This window comes from Argonema galeatum A003/A1 (assembly GCF_023333595.1).
Taxonomy (GTDB): Bacteria; Cyanobacteriota; Cyanobacteriia; order Cyanobacteriales; family Aerosakkonemataceae; genus Argonema; species Argonema galeatum.
Window position 1 is genome coordinate 82,028 of record NZ_JAIQZM010000004.1, and the last position, 14,221, is coordinate 96,248.

The window sequence follows — 14,221 nt, forward strand, 5'->3', positions numbered from 1 at the left end:
CTATGCCTACAAGATCTTATCTTTTTTATGCTTTAACGAACAGCGTTTGCTCAAAATGCCTGGTCAAGGTGGAAGCGAAAATCATTTTTCGGGACGATCGCGTTTACCTGGTGAAACATTGTAGCACCCACGGACATGAAGAAGTGCTGATTGCGGATGATATCGAATATTATAAACAATCCCTGGGATTCATTAAACCTGGGGATATGCCGCTAAAATTCAATACACCGATTAAATATGGATGTCCTTACGACTGCGGACTTTGTCCAGATCACGAACAGCATAGCTGTTTAACGCTGGTAGAGGTAACGGATCGGTGCAATTTATCCTGCCCAATTTGCTACGCAGATTCTGGAACAGAAGAAATTTCCCAAATTTCCCAACAACCGCGACGCCATCGTAGTCTAGCACAAATTGAAATGATGTTGGATGCGATCGTACAAAATGAGGGAGAACCTCAGATTGTACAGATTAGTGGGGGGGAACCTACGGTACATCCAGAGTTTTTTGAGATTCTGGATCTTGTCAAAAGTAAGCCCATCAAGCATTTGATGATCAATACTAATGGTATCCGCATTGCCAAGGAGAGGAGTTTTTGCGATCGCCTCAGTCAGTATATGCCGGGAATCGAAGTCTATCTGCAATTCGATAGCTTTGAGGCGGTGGCGCTGAAAGAGTTGCGGGGTGCGGATTTGCGAGATGTTCGTGAAAAAGCGATCGCCCATCTCAACGAGTATAACATCTCGACCACCCTAGTCGTCACCCTAAAAAAAGGATTGAACGACGGGGAAATCGGCAAAATCATCGACTACGCCTTGAAACAGAAATGCGTGCGCGGTGTCACATTTCAACCTATCCAAGCTGCGGGACGTTTGGAGGATTTCGATCCCAAGCGAGATAGATATACGCTGACCGAAGTCCGTCGTTCCATTTTACAACAAAGTTCTCATTTCAAACCAGAAGATATTTTACCTGTGCCTTGCCATCCAGATTGTTTAGCGATGGCGTATGCGCTGAAAGTGAATGGAAAAGTAATACCGCTGACTGGTTTACTCAATCCAGATGAATTTGTCAAAATTATGCCGAATAGCGTTCTTTACGAGCAAAATGAAGAACTGAAGCGCAACATTTTCGAGCTATTTTCCACCAGTCATTCTCCCCAATCTTCTGCAACTTCGTTGAAACAACTATTGTGCTGTTTGCCCATGCTACCAGTTCCCGAAGGAATTACCTACGAGAATGTTTTTCGGGTGATGATTGTGCAATTTCTCGACCCATATAACTTTGACGTTCGTTCGGTGAAACGGTCTTGTATTCATATTGTACATCCAGATGGGAGAATTATTCCATTTGATACTTTCAATATGTTCTACCGCGAGGGGAGTGCTGGATATCATTTGGTTTCTAATCGCCCGTAGAAAATAAACGGAATTTATTTGATGTCTTACAATGAGTTTAGTTTAGCTAAAGTCAAATATAAAAGGATAAATTATGGCAATACAAAATGAATTTCTTGGCATAATCTATGGAATGTTATTGTTATTGGGTATGCACGCCATCGCAATAGTAGCAATATTCATTTTAGGATTTGTTTTATTTTCTAATACACCAGGTTACGCTATTTTAGCATTTTGGATATATGCAGCATTTGGTTTTTCCTTAATTCAGTTGTTATATGTAATTCCAGTTGTTTTAAGGCTCAAACAACAACAAAGATGGGGAATGATGAAAGGAGTGATTATCGGCGCAGTAATAACTGCTTTGGTGAGTGGTGGTTGCTTTTTGATTTACGGTAGAGGGAATTTCTAAGGTTGGTAAAATTATGTCAGACAGGGATGAATCTAGAGAAATTCAGAATCAAAATGGATGTTTGCCAATCTGTGGAATTTTGATCCTAAATGTAGGCTTATTTTTCCTAATAGGCTTTTTATTTAGTCATTTATCTATACTTTTTCCCAATTTACCATTTATAATTACAAAATGCTTATACCCACAAACATATAATAATCCACTTGCTAATGGCTTTGCAAATATTCAAGCTGTATTTGGTAGCATTTCTATAGTTCAAATATTCTATTTGATCCCCTTAATTTATTGGCTTAAAAGGAAAAGGAAAAAAGAATTTGTGAAAGGAGTAATTATTGGTGCGGTAATTACTGCTTTATTAACAAGTCCTTGTTTTATACAAGTTATTGCTTGTAAAAGTTATAGCTAATTTTGCTGATGCGCCTCGAATACTGCGAAGCCGATCGCGCATTTCTGCCAACTTCTCAGGATTATCTAAATAATCTAATACAAAATCTGCCACATCTTTAGCCATTTCTTTGTAGGTTGGGCCCTTGTGAAGCGAAACCCAACCTACAAAGCTAAAGAAACCCGGTTTCTAAGGGCTTGGCAGTTTTACGTTTAATTAGGCCCACCTACTTAGCTGGGGGGTATGAAAGAGCCGATCGCATCTTCAATAGTAACGCGCCCTTTCAGATGGGTTGTTCCCTCATCTTCAAAGATAATATGTCCCGTGTTGAAACCGCGTAACATCTCGCTCCAACCGACGATCGCACCTGGGCTATTACCAAATTGTGCCAGCAAGTGCGCCCAGTCCGATTCTGGCACCTCAACAGCCTGTACAGGGCGGCCTAACGCCTGTGCAAACCCCGCTGCCACGTCGTTTGGGCTATAGGACTGCGGGCCTTGAAGTTCGATCGTCCTTGTACCGCTCCATGTTTCCAGCAGGGATTCTGCACATACACGGCCAATATCTGCCGCTGCAACCATTGGGATCGCACGGTCTAGCGGAGAAAGAAAGCTCGGCATCACACCCTCGCTGGCGGCTACACTTGCCACAGATGCCCAATTCTCCATAAAGTAGGCACAGCGAACAAAGGCGATCGGCAAATCGATTTGTCGGAAGCGTTGCTCAAATATCCAGGTGGTGCGGATGTTACCAGTTCCCTCTGGAAGATGGGCACCTACCGAAGAAAGCACCACAAGTTTGGACAGTCCGGCATTCTGTACCGCTTCTTGCAATGCTACACCTACGTTCTCCGCTACGGCGAACATATCATCCGCCTGGTAGTCTGGAGGATTGAGAAGGTAAGCGCCTTTGGCACCCGAAAACGCCTGGGTCATCGCACCCACATCAGTAACATCGGCGACAGCTACCTCTGCACCCCGCTGCGCCCAACTCTCGCCTTTGCTAGCGTTTCTGACTACAACGCGCACAGATGCGCCGTGTTCGATTAAAGTGTTTGCTACTGCTCCTCCGGTTTGGCCCGTTGCTCCCAGTACGACGTAAATATCTTTTTGGCTCATGTTTTTTTCCGAGTTAATAGAATATCGGTTACAAAATTTCGATCGAACTGCTTGCAGCAGTTAAATTCGCTCACTTCACGTTATTATTTCACGTTTTAGCCATCTAAATCCTCAAATTTGCAAATTTCTTCCTGCACCAAATGAGCTAATTTTTGTGCTGCACCTGCTTCACCGCGAACACTGCGGAGGCGATCGCGCATTTGGTCTAACTTTTCAGGATTATTCAAAAAATCCATCACCAATTCTACCACATCTGAAGGTTGCAATTTACCCACAATTTCTGGTACAATTTCAGTCTTAGCCCAAATATTCGGCCATGCAAATAAACGCTTCTGTCTCAATACCAACCAGTTAATGATTTTAGCAAAAATCGAACCTAATCCCGGTAAATTGGCGAGTAATCCTGGCAAACCATCCCAGCTTCGCATTGCATCCAGTTGCTGAGTGGGAATCAACACAATCATCGGCACTGCTAAAGCGCCCAATTCAGCTGTATTCGCACCAACGGTAGTCAGACAAATACGACATTGGGATAACAATTGATATGCAGGGGATTGTGTAAATAATTCTACGTGCAAACCGCTATTTGTTTTAAGAAAAGGAGGTTCTGGGTGAGGCGGACTAACCAATTCTGCACTTCCCCATCCCAGTTGCCCAATCAGGGGATTTTGTTGGGGATCGGCAAAGCGAGCTAATTTTTGGATATCTAAAGTTGGCGCAACGGGAATTACGAAACGAGTTTGGGGACGCAATCTGTGGATCTGTTCTGCGATCGCCAATACCAAAGGCAGTCCCTGAACTAATTTAGCAGGTTTAGATCCGGGCAGCAATCCGATCGATTCGATTTTAGATTTTGGATTTTGGATTTTAGATTGATTCTCAATACTGTCCTCTTGCGCTTGGGCCATTAAATCGCCGACGACGGTAAATTTATGAGCGTATTTCTGATGGGTATGAGCAACAATTTCAGGTTTCATCACCCCAAATCTGTCAATCCAATTGTGCCAACGTGCTTGCCATTCTGCGTAGACAATGGTACGATAGTCTAAACGTTTGCCAATTAGGACGGTGAAAAATTGATCGCCGCCTAAAAAGAGAACCGCACCTTTTTGTCGCCAGTCCCAATTTTCGGCAGTCTTACCCCACAGCAAAAACCGAAAGAAATGTTCTGACCCTTGGACGCGATCGACTTCTGGATAGCTTTGGGCAATTTCCACCTCTTTGCCACTGGCGTTGGGACAGGGGGATAGCACGATCGAAATGCGTAAGAGAGTGCGATCGTCTCCTAATTGTTGACGAAGCGATCGCACCACAGGACGCACCCAAGTTGCCAACTCCCCTGGCCCATTGGAGAGAATCAGAATATCAGCTGGCTGCACAATCATATTCTGTGAACGATTGCAATAGACATCTCCAGAAATTAAAAGTGCGTTGCCTAGAACCCTTGTAGAGACGTTGCATGCAACGTCTCTACATTCTTTTTTGGAGAGGTCTAATAGTGGTGGTAACGCAAGTTGCTAGTTATATAGTTGAGTTTGGTATTAGGTACGTAGTTGCGCTTTAGCGCTCTTATCCTAGTTGGTATAAGAGCGCTAAAGCGCAACTACGTACCCAGAAGGCAAGTAACTAGCAACTTGAGTTACTATAAGGCTGGGCTTAGAAAACCCGACCTTCAAAAGTGCCAAACTGGATAAAGTGGTCGTAGGCGGAGTGGAAGATTCCCGCATTTACATATTGAGCCACATCGGCATTTATCGCCAAATAAGCTGCTTGTCGATCGCCCGTCTGTGCGGTCGCTCCCGCTCCGTAGCGTCCTTCATAGTAACCAAACTCGACAAAGTGTTCTAAGCCAGATGAGAAAGCTCCTGTTGTCACCGCACCTGCCACATCTGTGTACCTTTGCAAGTAAGAAGCTTCATCGTAATATAGCGACACCTCTGTCCGGCCTTCATGTACACCGTTAAGATTGAAATGCTCTAATCCCGAAGGGAGTAATCCAGCTCCCACAGCCCCTGCTATATCCGGGTTATTTTGCAAGTAGTATGCTTCGTTAAATAACCCAGTGGGGAGTTTGCTCTCCGTTAAACGCACATTATCGAAACCGATTTCTTTACCTGTGCTAGTCAGAGTATTGAGCAATCGGATTTCCAGTTGTTTGCCCAAGTTTGGGTCATTGGCGCGTGGGGTGTATGAGATGGTTGAGAAGCCAAAAAGACCTCTACCCGGTCTAAAGGCATTAAAGTCTTGAGCAACAACCTTATCGCCCGCCACCAATTGCACCCCATAGCCTGGGAAACCAGTCCCGGTGAATTCATCCGGCGCGGCATTACCCACATCAACCGTCAAAGTATAGGTTGTATTAGCCGTTACTACTTGGTTTAGTGTCTGCTTTATCCCAGCTATACCGCTACCGACGGGGTTGTCCAGATAAAGAGCCGCGACATTATTGCCTTGCGGTGCTTCAGCAACATAAGAGCTTGTAGCCGGATTCAGCGTACTGTAATTAGAACCTTGATTTGCAAACAGGTTGGATGGGTCGTATACTTGCCAACCAGGGATATTTCTGGCGGCAAAACCGTTGTCTTCAAGGGGTATCTCCTCAAAACCAGCGTTGGCAATAACAGGATTTGCTTCTAACCGAATGTCATCGAAGTTGGCATCTTCACCTGGGAACTGCAAAAGATTGAGCAATCGGATTTCTAGGGGTTGACCCACGTTCCGAGGGTTGGCGGAAGTAGTATAGGTAAACATTCTGGGTGCAAAAGTCCCGTCAGGCGGAATCCCTTCGTTCACAGTTTGGGCAAGCACCTCATTGCCCGCCCGCAGTTGCACTGCATAGCCTGGGAAACCAGCTATGAGGGGGAAACCCGCACTGGGGGCGATATTGCCCAGATCGAATTGTAAAGTGTATGTTGTATTCGGTTGTAACAGTGTTGATTCCAGTTTCTGTGTTAAACCAACTACTCCGCTTCCCGGTGGTTTGACTAGAAAAATACCTACGGCATTATTGCCTTCCGGTACTCCTTGAGGATAAAAAAGTTGTTTGTACAGTTCGGCTGCATGGAATGTGGCAGTACTAGAGTCGTCGTTACCATCTACAACATTGTATGGGTTGTATAACGACCAACCGGGCGTTTGGTTAACAGCAACCGTATCCGGATCAATGACAGGATTTTCAAACCCTTGGTTTACAATTGTCAGATTCATCTATCTAACCTCAGACTAAAATAAAAATTAACTCATTGTTCTTCATTATCAAGGAAATTGTGCAGCAACACGAATAAATTTAATTGTTTACAAAAAACGACCTTCAAAAGTGCAAAACTCAATAAAGTGGTAACTCCAAAATAAATTTTTAACCCAGGAAGTTTCTTCCTGGGTTAGGGGCAATGCCCGCTAAACTTTAGATCGGATTACGACCCTTAGAACAAACGACCTTCAAAAGTACCAAACTGGATAAAGTGGTCATAGGCCGATTTGAAGATTCCGGCAGTTACATATTGAGCCACATCGGCATTTCTTCCCAAATAATCTGCTTGTCGATCGCCCGTCTGAGCAGTCGCTCCCGCACCGTAGCGTCCCTCATTGTAGCCAATCTCCAGAAAGTGTTCTAATCCTGAAGAGAAAATTCCGGCTCCCACAGCACCAGCCACATCTTGATACCTTTGCAAGTAAGAAGCTTCGTCGTAATATAGCGACACCTCTGTCCGGCCTTCATTCATCCCGAAGCGATTGAAATGGTCTAATCCCGAATCAATTAATCCTGCTCCCACAGCCCCAGCTATATCCGTGTTATTTTGCAAGTAGTACGCTTCATTAAAGAAGTTACGAGGGAGCTTGGTTTCCGTTAACCGCACATTATCGAAATTAACTTCTTTACCAGGGCCTTCCAACTTATTGATCAATCGAATCGACAGAGGTTGACCCAAGTTTGGATTGTTGGCAAGTGCGCTATAAGTTACGTTAGAGGTGGTAAACACCCCCTCATCGGCTGCACCAAATAGTGGATCGGCAGGCGCAAAGTAATCGTCTTGGGCAATCACCTTACTGCCTGCCAACAATTGCACTGCATAGCCCGGGAAACCCGGTTCGCTGAACTCGTCGGCCAAGGCATTACCGACATTCACTGTCAAACTATAGGTTGTATCAGCCGTCAGTACGCGATTGAGTGTCTGGGATAGCCCAACCGGCCCGCTTCCGGGTGGGTTTTCTATAAAAGTATCTAAGACATTGTTGCCTTCGGGTGCTTGCCCAGGATAAGAGACGTAGTTGGGATTAAGCGTACTGTAAGAGGAATCCGGGTTGATAGTTAAAAGGTTGTTTGGGTCATATAGTTGCCAACCAGGGACATTGAAAGAGATAAAGGTACCGTCCTGCACCGTGACATCTTCAAATCCTGCGTTAGCAACAGGAGCATAGCTCTCTAACCTGACATTATCGAAATTGACCTCTGGGCCTGGTGTCTGTAGGAGATTGAGCAATCGGATTTGCAGTGGTTGACCCACGTAGCCGTCATTGGCAGATGTGGTATATGTGAAGCTGGTGGGCACAAAAGTTCCGATCGCCGGTCTGACAGTGTTAACGTCTTGGGCAATCACCTTACCGCCAGCCAACAGTTGCACCGCATAGCCTGGGAAATCCGGGCCGTCTCCGGCATTATTACCGATATCAACGCTCAAACGATAGGTTGTATTCGCCTTTAATCCTTGTCTTAACGTCTGGGATACTCCAGCTATACCGCTGCCGGTGGGGTTTTCAAAATAGGTGGCTAAGACATTATTCCCTTGGGGCGCTTGGCCGGGATAAGCCAATGCAGATGGATTGAGCGAACCAAGGTTAGAATTGGCGTTAGTACCTAATAGGTTGAATGGATCGTAGAGTTGCCAACCGGGCACCGTTCTGGAAGTATAGCCGTCATCCGCCAGAACTGGTTCTTCAAACCCTCCGTTAGCGACGGCTGGATTAGCTTCTAAGCTGATTTGATTGAAATCGACTTCTCTACCTAGATCCAGCAAGGGATTGAGCAATCGGATTTCCAGGGGTTGACCCAAGCTGGGGTCGTTGGCGAACGGGGTGTAGGTGACGGTGGAGGTGACCAATGTCCCTTCTGGCACAACCTTGGTATTGCGGTCTTCAGCAAGTAATTTTCCCCCTGCCAGCAGTTGCACGACATAGCCTGGGAAACCCGCGCCCAGGGCGGCGTCTGGCAAGGGATTGCCTATTTCCGCTCGCAATGTATAGGTGTTACCGGCTGTTAAGACATCTTTCAGGGTCTGAGACAGTCCCGCCGTGCCTGTGCCGATGGGATGTTCTAGATAACTGGCGCTGACATTGCCTAACGATGCTTCGTTAGGATAAGAGATTAACTGGGGATTGAGGGTGGCGTAATTGGAAAATACGGTTGGTGAGGTAAAAAGGCCCAATGGGTCATATACCTGCCAGCCTGGTATTGGTTTGGCTACGGTAAATCCGCCGTCTTGTAGTGGTAAATCGTCAAAGGCTGAATTTGCGATCGTTAGAAACATCTGTTTTACCTCACACTAAAATCGAAGTTAACTTTTTATGCAATTCAGACAAACAGCACCTTTAGGATAGATTAATCTATTCGTTGCTGCAAGATCTCAGTTCAAACAATATACTACAAATTTACCACCAGGCCGTCCTGTCCCGACTTTAGCGAGTAGCAGATGGTATTGAAAATATCATCTGCCTCGATTTGTGACTTTTCTTATGGATACGCCCCGCTAAGATAGTCTCTTCGTTTCAACCAGGAAAAGTAGGAAAAGTAGTTTTCCTACTCCACAGCCTAGACAGGCTTGATTTTTTGTCAGGAACTTCTGAATTTCCTGATATGATCAATATAGTGTATATTTTATTTAGATAAACGTCTAACTGGAGAGTAATACTTACGTAACAGCAGAGCTAACATTTCTTTAGGAGAAATTTAATTTATGTTTTTGTAGCTTTATGCTAAAAGGAAGTAACAAAAGCATGAAGATTAGTTTTTCCAGTGCCACAGCACAAACAGGCTTGATTTTTCGTCTGGAAATTCAGAAGTTACAGATATAATCAATCTAGTGTTAATTGATTTAGGTAACCATCTCACTAGAGTATGATTATTACCTAAGAATAAACACTGCTGGCTGTAGGACAAATTTACGGTTGTGGCGCTCAATCAATAAGAACGAAATTAATTCGTTAGTCGTAGTAGCACAGCTAATTAAAATCTTGGTATAACCGACATACTGATGATGCTGTGCTACTACTACAAAATGTTCGTTTTGAACGGCATAATAATTCCGAAAAACCAAATTTTTGTTTGATATTTTAGAGAGGAGACTGTAAAGCTCATGGAAGACCAACAAATGATGGCCAACATGATGGGGATGGCAACAGATAACCGTGAGGTAAATTTCGCAGAAGGAACGCAACCAGATCAACCACTACCAACGACAGAACCGCCAGTAAGTCAACCAGAAATACCGTCAGAACCCAGCACATCCCCGTTTCGGCAAAAAGACGAACTAAGACAGGCAATCAGCACACCTGATAAGCACGTGCGGAAAGCTGTTCTAGACCTCACTCAGGATGAGAAGAACGCTTACACCAGCGCCGTGCTGAAGATGAAAAACACATTCCGTCCGGGATCGCCCATTAGTATGCTGGACGAGTTTGTGATGCTCCACATTGAAATCATGGCCTTTGCCAGGGTGCCCCTGAAACCCGGTCAGACTATGGGCGAAGGGCCGTTGGATATGTCTGGCATTAACGCGGCTCACTTCGCTCCTGCCTTCGCATCTTGGCACCGCGAGCTGCTGTCGCGTTATGAAAAGGGATTGCAGCAAGTTTCTGGAAATCCCAACCTAACCGTACCCTACTGGGATTACACCGATCCCAGAACCCTGGATGTCTTGTTCTCGCCAAATTTTCTGGGCGGTAACGGGAGCGGCGATAACTATACAGTAACGCCGAACCAAGAACTCGTACCAAATGCAGGAGCCACCCAAACCATAAACGGCGGCGAAGTAACAGATGGGCCATTCACTAAAGCCAATGGATATGTCCTCGACCCCAGAATCCACTCCAATATGGATGATTCTGTCAGCCGGGGTGATGCCCTGAAGCGCTATCTCTACAACGAACCCTGGGGAAGGAATCTGATCCCCAGAGAAGAAGTTGAAGCTTATATGAGTCTGGACGATCCCAGTTTATTCATCAGCGCCTTGGAAGGGAACATCAAGATCCTTTCTCAGAATGGTGAATTGGCCAGGGATGCGAATGGCAACATCCGGTATGACTTTCCCATCCAAAACCTCATTTATTACGGCCACAACTTAATTCACGATTTTGTTTCGGGCAGCCCAGTCCCTGCGGGCACCGACTTCAATTCTTTAATATACAGGGGGACAATGAACGTCTCCTCCTCGCCTTACGATCCGGTGTTCTGGATGCTCCACTCCAACATAGATCGGAAGTGGGCGGAATGGCAGGCTGACGGGCATAACGGGCCTGAGTACTATGCGACAAACAACCCTCTAGACCCTGTAGCGGGAACCCCCCTGCCCTACGGACAAAACCTGAACGATCGGATGTGGCCGTGGGATGGGGGCCAGAATATGCCCCGCTATGTCTTGTCTCAGGTCGATACGAATGGTAATCCATTGCAGCGCCTGGATGTCAGGGGGATTGCTCAGAATGCCTACGGAAACGACATTGTTCTGTTAACAGATCCGATCGATATTTCGTCGGGTCGGTACAACTACACCTACAGTTCCCTCGTTACCAGATTAAGTGCCCCACCTACTCTTGGCGCTGAAACCCTGTTTAACCCCACCTATTATTCCAAAATGAATGGTGACGTTGCCAACGCGGTTAATGGTGGTGTTTTCAGGAGTGCTTTCCAGCACTTCGCTCAAAGCGGTTACCAAGAAGGGCGCAACCCCAGTGCTTTATTTGACCAGTACGCCATAGACAATCCGGATGTGGCTGTCGGCATTGCTAACGGTTCTGTGAAAAGTGCATTCGATCACTTCATCAAGAACGGTATAGCAGAGGGGCGCGGACTTGCTAAACAGATGGCTGGATTGGAAGCAGTTTACGAACTCCAAAACGCAGATGTTGCCCAAGGTGTTCGCCAAGGCACTATTACAAGTGGGCTGGCGCACCTATTCCAATCCGGTTTAGCTGAAGGTCGCGATCCTTTCAGACTCTACAACCTGATTGCCGAAAACTTTGACGCCACCTATTATGACGCCAAAAACCCAGATGTAGCAGCAGCCGTTCGGCAAGGCGTATTCGATAGTTCTCTGGAACATTTCGTTGGATTTGGAATGTCTGAGGGTCGCAACCCCAGTCTTCTGTTCAACAGCAAGACTTACGATGCAAGCAATCCTGACGTAGCGACTGCGGTAAGCCAAGGCACGGTAAGAAGTGAATTTGAACACTATTTGACTAAGGGTTTCGCGGAAGGAAGAGCCCTTTCAGCTGGCACAGCAGCTAACTTTCAAGCGGGTAAAACGCTCACAGGTAGTGCTGGTGATGACGTAATCACAGGTGGCTTTGGCAACGATACCATCAACGGTGGTGCTGGAGACGACGTGATTGACGGCGGTGCTGGCATGGATATGGTCACTGGCGGTGCCGGTCGCGATTTGTTTGTACTGGCAATGGGCATGGGCGGAAACACCATTACTGACTTCTCTGCGGCTGAAGACCGACTGGAATTACCTATGGGTATGATGTTTAATCAGTTGGGTATCTCAGCCTCTGGACAAGATACCGTTGTCAACATTGCTTCCACAGGCGAACAATTAGCAATGCTGATGGGTGTATCAGCTAGCGCTATCACTTCTGGTGTATTCGCTACCGTCTAAGACTGGAGTTTATAGCACCGGGGATGATTGGGTAAAAAAAAAGACAGGTCTACGATTTGCGATCGGGCCTGTCTTTTTTTTAAATTCGCCTAAAATTCAGTCATATCAAGTCCGGACTCTAGCAGGTATGTTGTTGCGCTTGAGCGCTATCTTACTCCCTTCGCGCCACAAGATTATCGGGTCTTTCGGAATTATTATGCTAATGTTCAAAACGAACATTTTGTAGGGCACGGCATAATTAAAATCTTGAGCTGACCGACATACTGATGATGCCGTGCCCCTACGACCGCATATTTGACCCGAAAGAACCAGGATTTTTGACTTTTGAATGAGTGACTTTTGACTTCCGACGAAGGCACTAGCCCCTAGCCCAATTCTAGATATTCTTCCACCGCGAAGGGAATAAAGAGCGCGGCATCGCAACAACTTACCAAATATTTAACTATGGCTAATCGACCGGACACGATCTCAAGCAATTTTGGATGAAAGGATTTGGGATTTTAGATTTTACCCATGAATGAATATATTCACTGGTTTTTCTTCTAATCCAAAATCCAAAATCTAAAATCCAAAATCGATCGGCTAACCCAGGAGAGTAAACCCACTTTTCACAGCATCCGCTGGGTTCAGCAGTCCTAAATTCGGATTTCCCTCCACAACAGCAACCAAGTCGTTTCGTTTGCCTAAATTGCTATTGGAAGCTGTATAAATCAGATAATCTCCTCCAAAACCATTGGGTACCAAAGTGTATTGATTTGGTGTGCCGCCCAGAACTATGGTATCTTTCCCCAGCTCGAAATTCTGAATTATAGCGTAATCGTCAGTGCCAACATCCTTGGAATTTAAATAGAACGATTGAAAGTTACTCTGAGTGGTGCTACTTGTAATACGCCCAACCCCCAGAACAAATTGGTCTTGTCCAGATCCACCAACCAGGGTATCTATTTCACCATCTCCCTTGCTGGTAGTTATAATATCGTATGTACTGCTCCCAATATCTCCAACTACATTAGTGACACCAACTCCATAAATCTGAGTTTTTGCACCAAAGCCGCTGACGACATCACTAGCGTTGGAAGCAGTGAAATACCCCGTTCGTCCTTCCAATTGTCCAACTTGTTGGTAGTGTTGCAAACCTGACTTGTCAGTGCCAAGCCTAACAGCCGACGCCACATCGAGGTTGTTTGTTATATACGCTTTTTCGTTAAAAAATGTGGCGGGATCTGGGCCTCCTAAAGGAACTCCAGAACGACCTTCTTCTTCTCCGAAGTCGATGAAGTGTTGCAACCCAGAACTGAAAAGTCCAGAGCGAACAGCGGCTGCTACATCGCTGTATTTTGCTAAATAACTTGCTTCGTCAAAGGAAGGAGATATTAAAGTACGACCTTCTCTTACACCAGACTCCTGAAAGTGCTGTAGACCAGAGGTAATAACCCTAGCTTCAACAGCCGCTCTTACATCGGGGTAGTTTGCCAGGTAGAAACTTTCATTAAAGATAGCGAAACTCATGTTATTCTCCAGGTACATTTATTGTAATATACGCCGAAATAGGCGTATATTATTGTGGCTAAGCTATTTTTTGGTTATTTTTAGATACTCCCCTTTATTAACTATAATATTAATTAATTTCCCTCACTATGAAGTTTACGTAAGCGGGTAGTTAATATATAGTCCTAAGTTTATCAAGGCTTTAAAAAAGTTTCATTTTTTTGGTATAGCAACCGCCAAGGCGGTTAAGCCATAAATCTGGGGCAGGGGCTAGGGGCGAAGCATTCGGGCATATAATTTATTGGTTAAAACCTTATATTTACTACCCGAATGCTAATGCCTCCGGCACGCACTCGCGTTCGCCCCTACTGTCAAGAGTCGCCTTGGCGGTTGCTATATAAACACTGCGATGCCAACTTACTAAATTAAATTCTCGCATCTAAAATTTAAGTACATACTGCTAAAAATGTCAAGAAGTGTAAAAAAATATTGCGAATTTTTTATCAAATTGTGTCAGATCGGGGCCAAAACCCGCATATAGTAAGCCT

Annotated in this window: 9 protein-coding genes; 4 read left to right on the forward strand and 5 right to left on the reverse strand. The window is 45.4% G+C overall.

Features of this window, described 5'->3' with window-relative positions:
- Positions 1-2 precede the first annotated feature (2 nt).
- From LAY41_RS06500 to LAY41_RS06510, 3 genes are all read left to right on the forward strand, one after another.
- The gene (locus LAY41_RS06500) at positions 3-1,418 is read left to right on the forward strand and encodes a radical SAM protein (protein WP_275973944.1); all 1,416 of its coding nucleotides are present in this window, start codon (positions 3-5) and stop codon (positions 1,416-1,418) included.
- Positions 1,419-1,491: 73 nt separating this feature from the next.
- On the forward strand, positions 1,492-1,809 hold the full coding sequence (locus LAY41_RS06505; RefSeq protein ID WP_249095483.1) for a hypothetical protein: 318 nt from the start codon (positions 1,492-1,494) through the stop codon (positions 1,807-1,809).
- A 13-nt stretch (positions 1,810-1,822) separates the two neighbouring features.
- Positions 1,823-2,215, forward strand: coding sequence for a hypothetical protein (locus LAY41_RS06510; protein ID WP_249095485.1), 393 nt, complete (start codon positions 1,823-1,825; stop codon positions 2,213-2,215).
- Positions 2,216-2,424: 209 nt separating this feature from the next.
- Here the strand turns inward: LAY41_RS06510 and LAY41_RS06515 are convergent, their stop codons facing one another.
- The 4 genes from LAY41_RS06515 to LAY41_RS06530 form a co-directional block, all read right to left on the reverse strand.
- Positions 2,425-3,312, reverse strand: a complete 888-nt coding sequence (locus tag LAY41_RS06515) for an NmrA family NAD(P)-binding protein (RefSeq protein ID WP_249095486.1) — start codon at positions 3,310-3,312, stop codon at positions 2,425-2,427.
- A 95-nt stretch (positions 3,313-3,407) separates the two neighbouring features.
- Positions 3,408-4,697: a glycosyltransferase family protein gene (locus LAY41_RS06520; RefSeq protein WP_249095488.1), complete on the reverse strand. Its 1,290-nt coding sequence runs from the start codon at positions 4,695-4,697 to the stop codon at positions 3,408-3,410.
- 271 nt (positions 4,698-4,968) lie between these two features.
- Complete coding sequence (locus tag LAY41_RS06525; RefSeq protein WP_249095490.1) at positions 4,969-6,519, reverse strand: hypothetical protein; 1,551 nt, start codon at positions 6,517-6,519, stop codon at positions 4,969-4,971.
- Between the two features lie 215 nt (positions 6,520-6,734).
- Positions 6,735-8,837 (reverse strand): hypothetical protein, encoded by a 2,103-nt coding sequence (locus tag LAY41_RS06530; protein WP_249095493.1) that lies wholly within the window; start codon positions 8,835-8,837, stop codon positions 6,735-6,737.
- Positions 8,838-9,662: 825 nt separating this feature from the next.
- Here LAY41_RS06530 and LAY41_RS06535 point away from each other — a divergent pair.
- Positions 9,663-12,185: a tyrosinase family protein gene (locus LAY41_RS06535; protein ID WP_249095495.1), complete on the forward strand. Its 2,523-nt coding sequence runs from the start codon at positions 9,663-9,665 to the stop codon at positions 12,183-12,185.
- Positions 12,186-12,767: 582 nt separating this feature from the next.
- Here the strand turns inward: LAY41_RS06535 and LAY41_RS06540 are convergent.
- A complete protein-coding gene (locus LAY41_RS06540) occupies positions 12,768-13,694 on the reverse strand; it encodes a hypothetical protein (protein WP_249095497.1) in 927 nt (308 codons plus the stop codon).
- Between the last annotated feature and the right edge of the window lie 527 nt (positions 13,695-14,221).